Annotated in this window: 13 protein-coding genes; 5 read left to right on the forward strand and 8 right to left on the reverse strand. The window is 68.8% G+C overall.

Going from position 1 to position 15,504, the window contains the following annotated elements; all coding sequences use genetic code 11:
* Nucleotides 1-1,756: 1,756 nt before the first annotated feature.
* Nucleotides 1,757-2,371: a hypothetical protein gene (locus tag QWJ39_RS12330; RefSeq protein WP_290258125.1), complete on the forward strand. Its 615-nt coding sequence runs from the start codon at nt 1,757-1,759 to the stop codon at nt 2,369-2,371.
* Between the two features lie 537 nt (nt 2,372-2,908).
* Here QWJ39_RS12330 and QWJ39_RS16280 read toward each other — a convergent pair.
* Nucleotides 2,909-3,058, reverse strand: coding sequence for a hypothetical protein (locus QWJ39_RS16280; RefSeq protein WP_356903397.1), 150 nt, complete (start codon nt 3,056-3,058; stop codon nt 2,909-2,911).
* A 162-nt stretch (nt 3,059-3,220) separates the two neighbouring features.
* Between QWJ39_RS16280 and QWJ39_RS12340 the strand changes: the two genes are divergently transcribed.
* Both QWJ39_RS12340 and QWJ39_RS12345 read left to right on the forward strand, forming a co-directional pair.
* Entirely contained in the window at nt 3,221-3,343 is a 123-nt protein-coding gene (locus QWJ39_RS12340; RefSeq protein ID WP_290258262.1) for a hypothetical protein, read from the forward strand.
* A 9-nt stretch (nt 3,344-3,352) separates the two neighbouring features.
* Complete coding sequence (locus QWJ39_RS12345) at nt 3,353-3,871, forward strand: DinB family protein (protein ID WP_290258127.1); 519 nt, start codon at nt 3,353-3,355, stop codon at nt 3,869-3,871.
* A 21-nt stretch (nt 3,872-3,892) separates the two neighbouring features.
* Here the strand turns inward: QWJ39_RS12345 and QWJ39_RS12350 are convergent, their stop codons facing one another.
* The 4 genes from QWJ39_RS12350 to QWJ39_RS12365 are packed head-to-tail and all read right to left on the reverse strand — an operon-like array spanning nt 3,893 to nt 7,192.
* Nucleotides 3,893-4,693, reverse strand: a complete 801-nt coding sequence (locus QWJ39_RS12350) for an ABC transporter permease subunit (protein WP_290258129.1) — start codon at nt 4,691-4,693, stop codon at nt 3,893-3,895.
* Nucleotides 4,683-5,675: an ABC transporter ATP-binding protein gene (locus QWJ39_RS12355; protein WP_290258130.1), complete on the reverse strand. Its 993-nt coding sequence runs from the start codon at nt 5,673-5,675 to the stop codon at nt 4,683-4,685. The genes QWJ39_RS12350 and QWJ39_RS12355 overlap by 11 nt, the downstream gene beginning before the upstream one ends.
* A 60-nt stretch (nt 5,676-5,735) precedes the next feature.
* Nucleotides 5,736-6,119: a VOC family protein gene (locus tag QWJ39_RS12360; RefSeq protein ID WP_290258131.1), complete on the reverse strand. Its 384-nt coding sequence runs from the start codon at nt 6,117-6,119 to the stop codon at nt 5,736-5,738.
* A 56-nt stretch (nt 6,120-6,175) separates the two neighbouring features.
* Nucleotides 6,176-7,192 carry a GNAT family N-acetyltransferase gene (locus tag QWJ39_RS12365; protein WP_290258132.1) on the reverse strand — a complete coding sequence of 339 codons (1,017 nt, stop codon included), beginning with the start codon at nt 7,190-7,192 and terminating at the stop codon, nt 6,176-6,178.
* A 160-nt stretch (nt 7,193-7,352) separates the two neighbouring features.
* On the opposite strand from QWJ39_RS12365, the gene QWJ39_RS12370 reads away from it, so the two are divergent.
* Nucleotides 7,353-8,453 carry a sodium:calcium antiporter gene (locus QWJ39_RS12370; protein ID WP_290258133.1) on the forward strand — a complete coding sequence of 367 codons (1,101 nt, stop codon included), beginning with the start codon at nt 7,353-7,355 and terminating at the stop codon, nt 8,451-8,453.
* A 50-nt stretch (nt 8,454-8,503) separates the two neighbouring features.
* Here QWJ39_RS12370 and cydD read toward each other — a convergent pair whose 3' ends face one another.
* The 3 genes from cydD to QWJ39_RS12385 are packed head-to-tail and all read right to left on the reverse strand — an operon-like array spanning nt 8,504 to nt 14,828.
* Nucleotides 8,504-12,124 carry a thiol reductant ABC exporter subunit CydD gene (cydD, locus tag QWJ39_RS12375; protein ID WP_290258134.1) on the reverse strand — a complete coding sequence of 1,207 codons (3,621 nt, stop codon included), beginning with the start codon at nt 12,122-12,124 and terminating at the stop codon, nt 8,504-8,506.
* A gap of 6 nt (nt 12,125-12,130) precedes the next feature.
* Nucleotides 12,131-13,180 carry a cytochrome d ubiquinol oxidase subunit II gene (gene cydB / locus QWJ39_RS12380; protein ID WP_290258135.1) on the reverse strand — a complete coding sequence of 350 codons (1,050 nt, stop codon included), beginning with the start codon at nt 13,178-13,180 and terminating at the stop codon, nt 12,131-12,133.
* A 49-nt stretch (nt 13,181-13,229) separates the two neighbouring features.
* Nucleotides 13,230-14,828, reverse strand: coding sequence for a cytochrome ubiquinol oxidase subunit I (locus tag QWJ39_RS12385; protein ID WP_290258136.1), 1,599 nt, complete (start codon nt 14,826-14,828; stop codon nt 13,230-13,232).
* 288 nt (nt 14,829-15,116) lie between these two features.
* Between QWJ39_RS12385 and QWJ39_RS12390 the strand changes: the two genes are divergently transcribed.
* Entirely contained in the window at nt 15,117-15,503 is a 387-nt protein-coding gene (locus tag QWJ39_RS12390; RefSeq protein WP_290258137.1) for a BlaI/MecI/CopY family transcriptional regulator, read from the forward strand.
* Nucleotide 15,504 lies beyond the last annotated feature (1 nt).

The following is a 15,504-nucleotide window of genomic DNA, read 5'->3' on the forward strand; positions in this document are numbered from 1 at the left end:
GCGGCATAGCGGTGAGGTCCACCCATTCGCCACGTATGGCCGCTAACTTGCCCGACTTAGCGGCCATTTCTGGCAAACGGCCGGGGCGAAATCAGTTGCGACCCCGCAACCCCGCAGAGCCAGCCCGTGGCGACCATGGTGGCACCCGTGTTTTGGACTTCGAGGTGAGGTGCCACTGCCGGCAGGGGCTGCATAAGTAGGCACCTGTTGGCGGCTTTCGTCCCCGCGCCGAAGCGATTCTTTGGATGGCGCGAAGAGCCAGGCTCGCAGACCAGAGTGTTGGATAGGGAATTTTCGAGCATACGGACATCGGTGTAGGTCCTGAATTGCGGCGAACTCGGCACGCTCTATGTCGTGCCCCGCTCGAGGGTGCACAACCCCTATCGATGCTTGGCCCACGGCTGGAACAGAAGGCTAATGTCCTACGGGTTCCACTGCGTGAATCCTACCCCCCTGGATATGACCGTGAGGGGCCACACTGGATGACGGAACACGACAAATTGTAACTAGGACCTCATAAGGCGAGTGGGGCCACCAAATTCGCCCTATCAATTTCGAGAAACGAGTCCCGCGATTGCTCGAATCCGGACTCAGTCAGAAGGGCTTGGCGCCCGAGCCGGCGAAACTATTCTGCTACCAAGGAACGGCTTGAGGGTCAGTCAGCCAGTTAGGCCGAGTCGCTGGTCTCCTTTCGGTTTAGATCGAGTTCCGATGAGGGACGGAAATCGGTTAGGCAGGCCGTCGGGCTATTGCTCCCGAGCTAAAGCATTCGACCAAGGTGGCCGCCAAAGCCACTGCCGCGCGCGCCTCCTCGTGAGTCACATCTTTGTAATGGACACTCCCATGCCGGTCCCGGTGCCCATGCCAAAGCGTCCGGGCGGACGTCAGTAGGAGTTCGGCACTGGGGGCATATTGGTGCTCTCGCAAGGGGAGACGCCAGTCCCCTTGAGCCTTCATCTGGGTGATCACCGTTCCCAGGGTGGCACTCTTGTTGTTTGGCTGCACCACATCGATCGCCGCGATTTCGACTGAACGTACTGCATCCGCGTAACCCGCGCTGTCGTTTGGCTGGAGCCCGTGCACCTGGGCCCATGCTCGCGCCAGGAGTCGGCCAGCTGAGCCCGAAGACGCAATAACGCCTTCAACGCTGGCCTGAACTCCCTCTGGAACGCGTTCCACGAGCCCAATACGACCCGTCCTGTTCCCCAGGGTCCACTTGGAACGCGCTGAACTCAGCAATGTCTCAAGGGTCCGAGCATTTTGAGTATTCAAGTAGGGGTTTTGGACGGCGCAAACGTAATCTACAACCCGCAGTAGCTCAAGGTCGGTCATGCTACGCAGACGTGCGAGAACGCCATCAGCATGCACATAGAGTCCCCCCGTGGAGATGCCTAGTTCTACTCGCGTGTTCAGCTGAATGTCCAAGCATCTCGACGCGTTGTGGTACTGCGAATCCTTTAGATAGGCATGGACGTAACCAATCAGAGGCTCCTTAAGCCACCCTGGGACGCCCGCAACAAGAACTTCAAACTCAGCTACTTCGCCATCGTCTAACCCAAACGGCACCCATTCGGCAGTCATGTTGAGATCTTGCCAGAAAACTACGGGGTTGTTTTCCCTTCACGTCCCGTGCCGCCCGACGGTGACTCGGTGACTTATCGCATTCTTAAGTCGTCTCGCCCCGGAGCACCCAGATCGCAAGCCAACAACTGTTTAGTACGCCGCCTCCGCAGACCTCCGCCGGTACCGTGAGCGTATGGATGAAAACGAGCTTAAAGCGGATTTGATCAAGTCTCTGGCCGCACAAATGATAGCTGACGGCGTTATCGATCCGACCGGCATGTCAGCGAAGGAGTTTCGGGCCGCCTTCGTGGCGGAGGCGCGGGCCATAGTGGCCGAGGACGGCGGATTTTCCGTCATCTTGGATCATCAAGATTCAGTCCTCGAGCAGGCCCAGGCCTTCGAAGCGTCGGGGAAAGCGGATTTTGCAATTACGTTCTATGCGACCTGGATTGAGCATCGGCTGAACGACATGTTTATTTGGAAAGTTAAGCGGTTAGGAAAGCCTCAGTCGGAAGCTGTTGAGTTGATCCGGCTCAACTCTGTGAAGAGGAAGACCGGCAAAGTTTGGACGGATACCTTCGGCCACGAATTGGACACGGACATCGTAGCGACCATTCTTGACATAGCTGACAGGCGCAACGCCTTCGTGCACTATAAATGGCAGGCAATGGGGGACGAGGAGATGGACGATGCGAAGGCCGAGAAGGCGGCAGTGCTAGCCAAGACTGAGCCTCTGGTTCGCCAGCTAATCGAACTAAGGACGGACATGGTTTTCGGAGACTCGACGGGCTTTTTGGACAAGTTATAAGGTAGGTCCCGGGCGTTGGCGGCGGAGCCGCACTAGGGGCGACGTAAGGATCACGGCGCCACGGTGGCCCCCGGCCAACTCGGCTAGCAACCGCTAACACTGCGGGCGTGGTTTCGCCGCGCTGGACTTATAGGCTCTGACGTCGTTGTCGACATATTCATCGCCCACGGTCCAGCGCTAATCAGCGGCCAACTTTCGGCAGTCGTCGGGATGCTGCTGTGTCCCCGGGAAGACGGGTTGTTCTGTCGGTTCCCGAGCAGGGTTGCAGCATCCCAAGATCAGCCGTACGGTGGGGGCCGACCCTCGCCATTCGGACTCAGACAGCCGAAAATCTGGCCGACCGTGATGGTGGGGCTGACGCCGTCGAGCGCGGCGCTCTGCCAAACCGTTTACTGACCCCGTCGAGCCGGAACAGCGCTTTCGCGCATAGGCGGTAAGTCCCGGGGCGCACGCCGGAGCGGCCCCAAAGACTTCAAGCCAACCTGCGATCGCCTGTGCCGCCGCCATGAGCGGCCGCCCCGGGTCATCTGGCGGGTCCTACATCCCGGAGTTGATGTTCAGGATGTCACCCTCACTATCCAGGAACCAGGCGGCAGTGCTGAAGTCCGGCAGCGTGGCGGTGCCGCCTTCGGTCTTCAGCCCCGGGAAGTTGTTGTCCTCAAAGACGGCCCCCGCCGCGCGAAGCACGGCACGGCGGCCGGCACGTCGGGGCCATCCATCCCATCTGGGTATTCTTGGCCGAATCGGCGGTTGACGTCTGCTACACCAGGAATCTGCTACCGGCGCCGCACGTGTACATCATATTGTCCTCGGCATCCGGGTATTCGGTTCGAGCCCGAGTCTGTCGCGGTGGAAGCCCCGCGCATGGGCGAGGTCCGCGGCCGGCAGGACGGCGCCGACCGGGTGGTCCTCGAGTCTGGCTATGTTTCTTTCCAGGCCCTTCCCCGGAACGCGGCCTGCTCCTTCCCCTAGACTGCTGGCATGCCTATCGTCCCGGACGCAAAAGACTGGACCTGGGTGCTCGGCACCCCCTGCCCCGAGTGCGGCTTCCACGCCTCCGCCTGGACCCCGGCCACGGCGCCGGACCACATTACGGCCATGCTGCCCCGCTGGCAGGCCGTCCTCCGGCGACCGGACGTGGCCGTGCGGCCGGAGGATGACACCTGGTCGCCGCTGGAGTACGCCTGCCACGTCCGCGACGTCTTTGCGCTCTTCAACCAGCGCCTCCACCTCATGCTCAGCCAGGACGACGCCCGCTTCGAGGACTGGGACCAGGACCGGACCGCGGTCGAGCTGGATTACGCCGGAGCCCGCCCGGCCACGGTGAGCGACGAACTGACGGCCCGCGGCCAGGAAATTGCGGCGTCCTTCGCCCGCGTCCCGGAGAGCGACTGGGGCCGGAAGGGCACCCGCAGCAACGGCTCGGAGTTCACGGTATTGACCTTTTCGCAGTACTTCCTGCACGACGTCGTCCATCATCTCCACGACGTGGCCGGCTAGCGCGGCCTGACCGCCCGGCGTTCAGGCCGGGATGTCCCGGCGCCGGAAGCCGACGACCGCGGCCCCGGCCAGGACGGCGATGGTCGCCACCGAGACCAGCACCGAGTCCCAGGCGATGCCTCTGCGGAGCGGGTCGTGGTCGATGTACTGGTAGAACGGCGAGAGCTTCTGCAGCCGGTCGAAGACGTCCACCAGCGGGGCCAGCGCGTTCACGACGTACGCAAGAACCGCCAGGGCGGCGGGGATGCCGCGGCTCAGCCCGGTCCGGCCGGTGGCGGCCGAGAGCGCCAGCGCGAGGGTGCCGAAGACGACGCCGAGCAGGGCCAGGTGCAGCATGGTGGCCGCCACCTTGTCCGCGGGCAGGTCCAGCTCCACCAGCCGGCCCTCGAGCACCAGCGCGGCTCCGGTCACGGCCGCCAGCAGGAAGGTGCCCGCCGCCATCGCGAGGAACTTCTCCAGAACCACGCGCCAGCGGCCCACCGGGTTGGACAGCAGCAGGTCCATGGTGTGCCGGTCCTCCTCGCCGCCGATCGCGCCTGCGCCGGTCCCGACGGCGTAGATCAGGACGGCGATCGGCCCCATGAAGGACAGCAGCTCGATCTGGATGTAGCCGGTGGGCGTGGACATGTCCGCGCCGGTGGTGGCGAACATGGAGCGGAAGGCCTCGGGCATTTGGTCGATGAAGTCGCTCATGGACGGCTGGCCCCGGATCGAGGGCCAGACGGCGGCGTACATCGCCACAATCAGGGCCAGCGACACGGACCAGGCGGCGAGGCCCCGCGCCTGGTCGCGGAGGGTCTTCAGCAGCACGTTAGGACGCACGGGAGTCCTCCCCGTCGTCGCCGGCCCCGACGGGTTCCCCTGTGCCTGAGCCGGCCGCTGCCCTGGTGCCGGTGCCGGTCCCGTTTCCGCCGTTGCCGTAGTAGGTCAGGAAGGTCTCCTCCAGGGGCGCCTCGGCGCACTCGAAATCCTCCACCCGGCGGGCGCTGATGCGCTTCAGCAGCGCGTCCAGGGCCGCCTGCGGTGCGTTGCAGCTCAGTGCCCGCTCCTCCACCACGATGTCCCGCACGCCGGGCAGCCCGGCGAAGTCGGTGGCGGAGACGTCCTCGGCGAAGCGGGCCCGCACCCGGTGCAGGGAGCGGGCCGCGAGGTCCTGCAGGCGTTCGACGGCCACCAGGCGCCCGGCCCGGACGACGCCGATCCGGTCCGCGACCCGTTCCACCTCGCCGAGGACATGTGAGGAGAATAGGGCGGAGCCGCCCTCGGCCGTGTGTTCGCGCAGGATCTCGTGGAAGACCTGCTGGACGAGCGGGTCGATGCCGCTGGTGGGTTCGTCCAGGATCAGCAGCCGCGGCCGGGACATGACGGCGAGCACCACCGCCAGTTTCTGCCGGTTGCCGCGGGAAAGCGTGCGGGCCGGTTTACCGAGATCCAGCCCCAGGCGGGCCGCCAGCTTAGCGGCCCGCCCGGCGTCGTCCCGGTGACGCAGCCGGGCGCAGTAAGCAACGTGCTGGTGGCCGGTGAGCCGGTCATAGAGCGCCGGTTCGCCGGGGACGTAACCCACCCTCCGGTGTGCCTCCACCGGCTGGCGCCAAGCGTCCAGGCCCAACACGCGCGCGGTCCCGGCCGTGGGGCGCAGCAGCCCCATCAGCAACCGGATGGTGGTGGTCTTGCCGGCGCCGTTGGGTCCCAGGTAGCCGAAGACCTCGCCGGGTTCGATGCCGAAGCTGACGCCCTCCAGCGCCGTGTTCCGGCCGAATCTCTTCGTGAGGCCGTCCAGCCGGACCAGGGCTTCCGCGCACATGCGACGAGTGTCTCCGGCGTTCCCCGTCCCGGCCAGAGTCCTAGGACCCGCCGGCAGGGCTCACATGCCGGAGTTGAGGTTCAGGATGTTGCCCTCGCTGTCCAGGAACCAGGCCGCGGAGTTGCCGTCCGGAAGGGTCGCGATGCCGTTCTCGGTTTTCAGGCCCGGGAAGTCGTAGTCCTCGAAGACCACGCCCTTTCCGCGCAGTTCCTCGACGGCGGCCGGAAGGTCCGGCACCATCCAACCCATCTGCGTGTTCTTTGCAGTCCCGGCGTTCGGCGTGAGGTACAGCATGAATCTGCTCCCGGAGCCGCACGTGTACTGCAGGTTGTCCTGGGCATCCTGGTTGTCAGGTTCGAGCCCGAGCTTGTCGCGGTAGAAATCGCGGGCGCGGGCGATATCCGCGGCCGGCAACACGGCGCCGACCGGCTGGTCTTTGAGCATGGTGATATCCCTTTCCAGGCCCTTCCCCCACTTAGGATTTTACGCCTCCGCGGGGCTCAGAGCTCCTTGTCCCAGGCCATGCTGCGGTTGACGGCCCGGTAGCCCAGGGCGGTGTAGAGCGCCAGGGCGCCGGTGGGGTTTTCGGAGTCGACGTCGAGAGAGGCCTTGTCCATGCCCGCCGCGGCGAAGCGGCGCATCGCCTCGGCCAGCAGCGCCCGGGCGATGCCCCGGCCGCGGTAGTCCCGGCGGACCCCGAGCAGGTCCGTGTACCCCTCGGTGAAGCCGCGTTCGACGGCGATGTCCGGGTCGTGGCTGGCCAGCTGGTAGCCGGCGACCCGGCCGTTGTCGGCGTCCAGGACCACGCAGCTCAGGTCCGGCCGGGCCAACGGGTCGTTCACGACAAAGCCCCAAGCCTCCTCGTCGCGCGGTTCGCTGCCCCAGTGGTCGCGGAAGGCGTCGTTGTGGGCCTGCCGCACCTCCTCGTGCAGCGCGGGACCGAAGTCGGCCAGCTCGAGCCCGCCGCCGAGGCGATAAGCGGGCAGTGGGTCCGTCAGGGGGCGGTGCATCTCGTTGTAGTAGCGGACCACCCGATAGCCGTGCCGTTCGAAGAGCCGGGCCTCTCGGGCATGTGCTTCCTCGGAGTGGAGGCGGAGCCTGGGGGTTGCCGGTTCCACGTTTGCTTCGGCGTCGTCGGCAAAGCGCCGCCGGGTCCGCTCCTCCAGCCAGGCCAGGACGCCGCCGCCCACCCCGCTGCCCTGCCAATCGGGATCCACGCAGCCGAACCCGACGGCCTTCCCGCCGTCGGTGTTCTTCGTCAGCCGGCCGTAGGCGCGCGCGGTTCCCTGCCCGTCGAAACCAAGGATGGTGTTCGCGGCGGCCGGGTTCTGCCGGGAGGACAGGATCTGCGCCAGGTCTTCGCGGCGTTCGTACCAGACGGGGTGTTCGACGGCGGCGGTCCGGGCGATCAGCGCCGCCCAGGCGTCCAGGTCGCCGGGCCCCGCTGGGCGCCAGGACAGCCGGCCATCCAGAGCCTGGCGGGCGTCAACGGCGTCAATGTCGTCATGGCTCATCATCGGGTCAGGCTATCCGACCCCTCGGGTCCGCTCCAGCAGTGGGCGGCTCCCGGCTCCCTCCCAGGGTACTGGTCATAGAGTAAGTAGCCTGACGATCTACGCGGCGCCAGGCCGTGGGAGCTGTGGCCGGGTGTTCCTCCGGCCGGGATGGGAGCACGTGATGGAGTCGTTGCCGCTGTGGGCCTTGGCCTTGATCTTCGCCGGGGCCGCCGCCGTGATTTGGGTGGCCGGCATCCAGTTGTCCAAACAGACGGATGTGCTCGATGCCCGCTTTCGGCTGGGCTCGGCCCTGGGCGGGTTGATCCTGTTGGCGCTGGCCACGAACCTGCCGGAGATCGCCATTACCGTCAGCGCCGCCCTGGCCGGGAATGTGGGCGTGGCGGTCGGCAACATCCTCGGTGGCATCGCCATCCAGACGGTGGTCCTGGTCGTCCTCGACGTCGTCGGAACCAAGGGCGGCAAGCCGCTGAGTTACCGCGCGGCGTCGCTGACCCTGGTCATCGAGGCCATCACGGTGGTGGGTGTGCTGGGCGTGGTCATCGCCGGGAGCCAGATGCCTCCGGGGCTGGTCCTGTTCCGGCTCACCCCGGCCGCGGTGCTGATCGCCGTGATCTGGCTGCTGGGCCTGCTCCTGGTGCAGCGGTCGCAGAAGTCGCTGCCCTGGCACGCCCAGGGTCAGGCCCCCGATGGGCAGTCCGCGCCCAAGGGCCACGCGAAGGCCTCGGCGCAGGATTCGTCGCAGACGTCGGGACGGTCCGACGCCGGGTCGTCCCGGAATAAGACCGGCACCGGCAAGGCGCTGGGGATCTTCCTGGTCGCGGCGGCTGCCACGCTGGGATCCGGCGTGCTGCTGGAGCGCAGCGGGGACGCGATCGCCGGCCAGATCGGACTGTCCGGCGTCCTCTTCGGCGCGACGTTCCTGGCCCTGGCCACCTCCCTGCCGGAAATCTCCACCGGCCTGGCCTCGGTCCGGCAGGGTGACTTCCAACTGGCGGTCAGCGACATCTTCGGCGGCAACGCCTTCCTGCCGGTGCTGTTCCTCGTGGCCGTCCTGATCTCGGGTACGCCGGTCCTCCCCCAGGCCCACGCCTCGGACATCTATCTGACGGCGCTGGCCATCCTGCTGACGCTGGTCTACATGCTGGGGCTGCTGTTCCGCCCGGCGCGCCGGGTGCTGGGCATGGGTGTGGACTCGCTGGTGGTCCTGGTGCTGTACTTGGCCGGCGTGGCAGGGCTCTTCGCGGTCGCTTCCTCGGGCTGAGCACCTGGCCCGGCCCGGTGACGGGCGTCAGGCCCCGCCGGAGACGGGCGTCAGGCCCGGCCGCTCACTCCGGCCGGTTCCCGCACAGCGGCGTTGTCGTCCAGGTCCAGCCTTGCGTCGGCGGGGTCGACGTCGTCCGGGTTGTGGGTGACCAGGACGACCGTCCGCTCACGCAGCCCGCGCCGCAGTTCGGCCAGCAGTGCGGGGCCGGCCTCGGCGTCCAGGTGGGCGGTGGGCTCGTCGAGCAGGATGATGTCGGCCCCGGTCAGCAGGGTGCGGGCCACGGCCAGGCGCTGGCGTTCGCCGCCGCTGAGGAAGGCCCCGCCCGGGCCGACGGGGGTGTCCAGTCCACGGTCCAGGCGGGCCAGCAGCGGCGTCAGGCCGACGGCGGACACCGCGTCCCTCAGGCGGCGCTCAACGGCCGCCCTGTCAGGCGATCCGTCAGGTGCACCCTCGGCCGCACCCTCGGCGGTGCCATCGCTTGGGCGGGTTCCCCCGGGCAATCCCAGCATGAGGTTGCCGCGGATGGTCGAGTCGAACAGGTGGGCCTCCTGCGGGCACCAGGCGGCGCGGCCGGTCAGCCTCAGTTCGCCGCCGGCGGCCGGGAGGAACCCCAGCAGGACGGCCAGCAGCGTGGACTTACCGGAGCCGGATCCGCCCGTGACGGCGAGCCAGCGGCCAGGTTCCGCCGTCGCGGACAGGCCCTCGAACACCGCCGGACCGCCCGGCCAGGCCGCGGCCAGGTCCACGGCGGCCAGGCCGGGACGGCCGTCCTGCCGCGGCGTCAGCGCCATCAGGCCGCCGTCGGGACCGCCGGCGCCGGACGTGCCCCGGTCCGCTTCCAGGACGCCCGACTCCCCGATCCGCCGCAGCACGGTGCGGAGCGCGGGGTACTGCCGGACCGCCGTCGTCATCGCCGCGTAGGGTTCGATCAGCGCCAGTTGGAGCAGCACCACCACCGCCACCACGGCCGGCTGGGCGGACCCGGCGAGGGCCTGCGGGGCGGCCAGCAGGGCACAACCCAGCGCGGCAGATCCGCAGGCCAGGACCGTCAAGGCGTGTCCCAGCCCCTCGGCCACGGCGGAGCGCCGGACCGCGTCCGTGGCTGCCCGGTCATCGCGCCGGATGGCGGCCAGCACGGGACCGCCGACGCCGTTGGCGTGGAGTTCGGCGCGCGCGTCCAGGGCGGCGGCCACCCGGCGGAGCACGCCCGAGCGCAGGCGCTGCTCGGCGCTGGCGGACCTGCGGTCGGCGTAGAGGGCCAGCGCCGGGGCGGCCACCAGGCTGGCGATGGCGGCTGCGGCCACCGCCGGGAGTGCCTCCGGGAGCAGGAGCCCCACCCCGGTGAGGGCTGCGGCTGCGACGGCGACGGCGGTCAGCGGCGGCAGCACCACGCGGGGTAGCAGGTCCCGGACGGTGTCGACATCGTCGACCACGGCACCCAGGACGTTGCCACCCTGCAGCAGGCGCCGCAGTGACAGGGCGCGGCGGCTCAGCGACTCCCACAGCTCGCCCCGGAGCCGGGTCAGGGCGGTGAAGACGGCGTCGTGGAGCAGCAGCCGTTCGGCGTAGCGCAGCGCGGCCCGGCCCACGCCGAAGAAGCGCACCCCCACGATCGCGGTCAGCAGGTAGAGGATAGGCGGCTGCTCGCTGGCGCGGATGATGAGCCAGCCGGAGAGGCCGGCGAGGGCGACGGCGAACAGGGCGGCCAGCACGCCCACGACGCCGGCGGCGGTGAACCGCCCGGCCACCGGCGCCAGCAGCCTCCCAAGCCGCGCGATGGCGCCGGGGGTCCCTTCGGGGGCCGGGGGGTTTTCAGCTTGATCCACGCGGTCGGGATTCAGGCCATCGGAGGGTTCCGGACGGCCCCTGGCGGCCAGGTCGGCGCGCGCGGCGAGGCGGTTCGCAGGAGGTGGACTGGCTATGGCCACGCTGGATACGGCCGCGGTTGATGGGACAGCCGGTGCGGGGCCAGCCGATGCCTTTACGGCACCGCCGCCGGCCCTAGAGCCGTCGGCCGTACCGCCGTCGGAAGCGGCAGCGCCGATCCGCACCACGGTATCCGCCAGTTCGCGGGTCTGCCGGTCGTGGGCCACCAGCAGCACGGTGGCCCGGCCGCGCAACCCGGTGAGGGCGGCGCTGACGGCGTCGGCGGAGGTCCGATCCAGGTGCGCTGTGGGTTCATCCAGCAGCAGGACGGTGGCGCCGGCGGCGATCCGTGCGAGGCCGCGGGCCACGGCCACTCGGCGCAACTCGCCGGGACTCAGCTCAGCGGGGTGCTTCGCGGCCAGGTGTTCCGCCGCGCAGGCGGCAAGGCAGCGCCGCGCCTCAGTCTTAGCCATAGCCTTGGCCTCGGCCTCGCGGGACGCGTCCTCCGGGGCCGTGTCCTCGCCGCCCAGGTACAGCAGCACCTCATCCAGCACCGTGTCGGCCACCATGACCGGGTGCTGCGGCACCCACGCCACGTCGGCGGCCGCATACCCGGACACGCGGCCTTCCAGGATCGTCCCGGCGTCCGCAGCGAGGGTGCCCGCCAGCACGCCCAGGATGGTGCTCTTGCCGGCGCCGCTGGGGCCATCGAGGGCCGTGATGCGTCCCGCGGGTGCGGTGAAGTCCAGCGGCCCGACGGCGTCGCCGTCCCGGCCCGGGTAGCGCACCCTCAGCCCGCTGACGGCGACAACGGGAGGCACAGCGACAGCGCCAGCCGGAGTGCCGTCCGCCGGCAGCAGCGGCTCCGGCCGGGGCGCATCCAGCACTTCGGTGGTGTCGGCGAGCGCGGCACGGCCCTCGTCGCTGGCGTGGTGCGCGGTGCCGAGTTCGCGCAGCGGAAGGTAGCAGTCGGGGGCGAGGATCAGGGCCAGCAGGCCGGCCTCGAGGCCCATCTCCCCGTGGACCAGGCGGACGCCGATGAAGACCGCCACGACGGCCACGGACAGGGTGGCGATGAGTTCCAGCGCCAGGGCGGAGAGGAACGCGGTGCGCAGGGTACCCATGGTCCGGGTCCGGTATTCCTCGGAGATGTCCTCCAGTGCCTTGCGCTGGGCACTGGCCCGGCCAAGGCCCACCAGCACGGGCAGTCCCTTGGCCAGTTCCAGCATGTGGCCGGAGAGCCGGGCCAGCGTGGACTGCGCCTCCCGGACCCGTTCCTCCGTGTACCGGCCGATCAGGATCATGAACAGCGGCACCAGGGGCACGGTCAGGACGATCACCACGGCGCTGACCCAGTCGGCGAGGAGAATCCGGGCGCCCAGCAGCAGCGGGATGGCCGCGCAGTTGACCAGCGCCGGCAGGAACTGCGTGTAGTAGTTATCCAGCGCGTCCAGACGGCGCGTGGCGAGCACCGCCAGCCCGCCGTCGGACGGCCCGCTTGACCGGGTCCCCGTCTGCAGGGCCCGTTCCAGCAGCTGCGAGCGCAGCTCCTCCTTGACCCCCAGCGCGGCACGGCGCGCGGCGACGGCCTGTCCCCATGTAGTGAGTGCCCTCAGCACCACGCCCGCCAGGCCCCAGCCCAACTGTTCGGCCCACGCCTCCTGGTGGCCGGCCAGTCCCGTCAGCATGGCGGCGACCGCCTGGCCCATCAGCACCAGGGACAGGGCCTTCAGGGCGGCGAGGAGCCCCAGCAGGTAGAGCGCGGAGCGGGTGGCGGGGCCGGAGGGGAACTGCGGTCTCATCGGCACCTAGTCCTTGGGCGCCAGGGCCCGGGAGGCGATGGCGGGCAGGAAGCTGTGCGCCTCCGGGATGTGGGCGCTGCTGACCCGGCGCCGGAACACCCAGTAGGTCCAGGCCTGGTAGGCGAGCACCAGCGGCAGGCCGACGCAGGCGACGATCGTCATCAGGCCCAGTGTGTAGTCCGAGGAGGAGGCGTTGGAGATGGTCAGGTTGAAGGCCGGGTCCAGGGTGGAGGGCAGCACCACCGGGAACGCGGCGCCGAACACCGAGGCGGTGCCGAGGACCAGGAAGACGCCCAGGGAGAGGAATGCCTTGCCCTCGGCGCCGCCGCGGGCGAAGTTCCAGGCTGCGGCGGCCGCGACGACGGCGGCCACCACGGCGACGATGGTCCAGGCCCTGCCGCCCTGGAACTGCAAGACGACCGCCCAGCCGGCGATGGGCAGGAGGAGCACCGGCAGCAGCCGGACGAACCACTGCCGCGCCCGGTGCCGGACCTCGCCGTCGGTCTTCAACGCCAGGAACGCCAGCGCGTGGACCAGGGAGAAGCCGACGACGGCGAGCCCGCCGAGCACGGCGTAGGCGTTGAACCAGGCGAAGGGGCCGCCCACGCGGTCACCGTTGGCATTCACCGGCAGGCCGGTGGTGGTCAGGCCCAGGGCGGCCCCGACGCCGAAGGCCGCCACCAGGGAGCCGAGGGCGATCGCCCAGTCCCAGCGGGCGCGCCACTGCGGGGTGTCCACCTTGCCGCGGTACTCGAAGGCCACGGCCCGGAAGATCAGCGCCACCAGCACCAGCAGCAGCGGCAGGTACAGGGCGGAGAAGAGCGAGGCGTACCAAAGCGGGAAGGCCGCGAAGGTGGCCCCGCCCGCGGTCAGCAGCCAGACCTCGTTGCCGTCCCACACCGGTCCGATGGTGTTCAGCAGCACGCGGCGCTCGGTGTTGTTCCGGGCGAAGAGCTTCATCAGCATGCCGACGCCCAGGTCGAAGCCTTCGAGGAAGAGGTAGCCGGTCCACAGCACCGCAATGGCGATGAACCAGGTCGTGGGGAGCAGTTCCATGCGGGGTGTCCTCTGTCAGTATCGGGTCGGGTACGGGTGGGCGGGGCGCTCAGTAGGCGAAGGCCAGGACGTCGTCGGCGCCCGGCGTTCCGGGAGTGCCGCCCGGGGGCGTCTTGTCCTCGTTCTCGTCCGCCGGGACGTGCGCGAGCTCCGGCATGGCGGACACCACGCCGCCGCGGACGTACTTGACCAGCAGCTTCACCTCCACCACCAGCAGGAGCGCGTAGACGGCGGTCAGCACCACCAGCGAGGTGATCAGTTCCCCGGCGGACACCCCCGGGGAGACGGCGGCGGCGGTGAACATGAAGACCTGGTCGATGCCGCTGGCGTCCGGGTTGGGCGCGACGACGAAGGGCTGGCGGCCCATCTCGGTGAAGATCCAGCCGGCGGCGTTGGCGCCGAAGGGGGCCAGGATGCCGAAGACGGCCAGCCGCATCAGGCCGCGGGAGGCCGGAACGGTGCCCTTGCGGGTGGCCCAGAGCGCGGCGGCGGCAGCGGCCGCGGCGAGGCCGCCGAAACCGATCATCATCCGGAAGCCCCAGTAGGTGACCTCCATGACGGGGACGTACTGGATTTCCTTGCCGGCGCGGTCGCCGTAGATGGGGCTGTCCGGCAGGTGGGTGCCGTAGTCGGCCTTGTACTGTTCCAGCAGGCTGTTGACGCCCTTGACCTCGGTGCTGAAGTCGCCCTTGGCCAGGAAGGAGAGCAGGCCCGGCACCTCGATGACGGCGACGACGTCGTCGCAGTTCTTGGAGCCGACGTTGCCGATGCTCAGGATGGAGAAGCCGGTCCCGTCGTGGCAGGCGGCCTCCGCGGCGGCCATCTTCATGGGCTGTTGGACGAACATCAGCTTCCCTTGCAGGTCGCCGGTGACGGCGGTGCCGGCGAAGGAGATCATGGCGACGACGGCGCCGATCCGCAGCGAGCGGATCCAGACGGCGTGGTCGGCACGGTCGCGGCCCGGGACGGTGGACTCGCCGGGGATGACCCGGCCGTCGGCACCGACCGTGTCGATCCCGTCATACCGGCGGCGCCACAGGTGGTACCAGGCGATGCCGAGCAGGAACGCGCCGGCGACGGCGAGGGCGCCGAAGAGCGTGTGGGGCACGGCCACGAGGGCCGTGTTGTTGGTGAACACGGCCCACGCGTCGGTCATGACCGGGCGGCCGTTGATCATCTCGACACCTACCGGGTGCTGCATCCAGCTGTTGGCCACGATGATGAAGTAGGCCGAGAGCGCGGAGCCGATGACAGCAATCCAGAGGCAGGCCAGGTGGACGCCGCGCTTGAGCTGCTTCCAGCCGAAGATCCAGAGGCCCAGGAAGGTGGACTCGACGAAGAACGCGAGCAGCGCCTCGAGGGCCAGCGGGGCGCCGAAGACGTCCCCGACGAAGCGGCTGTACTCGCTCCAGGCCATGCCGAACTGGAATTCCTGCACGATGCCGGTGGCGACGCCCATGATGAAGTTGATCAGGAACAGCTTGCCCCAGAACTTGGTCATGCGGAGGTATTCGGGCTTGCCGGTGCGGTACCAGAGGGTCTGGATCACCGCCACCACCAGGCCCAGGCCGGTCGTCAGCGGCACCATCATGAAGTGATAGACGGTGGTGATCCCGAATTGCCAGCGTGCAATTTCCAAGGCGTCCATGGCAGTCCCTTTGGCTAGGTTCCCGAGAGTTTTCTACAGTTCGTAGAATTGCTACTTCTACAGAGTGTAGAACATTGGCCGGACCGTACGCACCCAGCGTGGCACGGCTCACCCCGGGCCACAACGGACCGCCGCCGGTCCCCGCACTCGACCCCACAGTGACACGCCGGGGCCCTGTTCTACTGCATGTAGAAAGTCGGGCGAAAAAACGGTAAATTGAAAGCTGAAGTAATTAACGTCCTCCCGCGGCAGCCGCCGGCAGGGAGGCATCTTAGAAGGACACAGGCAATGGCAAGTCTTGGGGAACTGGAACGGGCGGTCATGGACCTGCTCTGGGCAGGACAGGAGGCCGCGACGGCCAACACCCTGCGCGACCTGCTGGCCACAAGCACCCGCGCGCCCGGCGGTACCGAGGGCCACGAGGGCAAGGACCTGGCCGTCACCACGGTCCTGACGGTCCTCTCCCGGCTGGAGCGCAAGGGCCTGGTGGAGCGCGAACGCGGCACCCGCCCGCACCGCTACCAGGCCGTGTCCAGCCGCGCGGACCACACCGCCGAACTGATGCACGAGGTCCTCGGCTCCGCACCGGACCGTGAGGCCGTCCTGGCCCGCTTCATCGGCTCCGTCTCCCCCACCGAGGCCGAGACCTTGCGCAAACTGCTGGACCACAACTAAC

Source organism: Arthrobacter sp. YD4, assembly GCF_030410515.1.
In the GTDB taxonomy this organism is placed as follows: Bacteria; Actinomycetota; Actinomycetes; order Actinomycetales; family Micrococcaceae; genus Arthrobacter.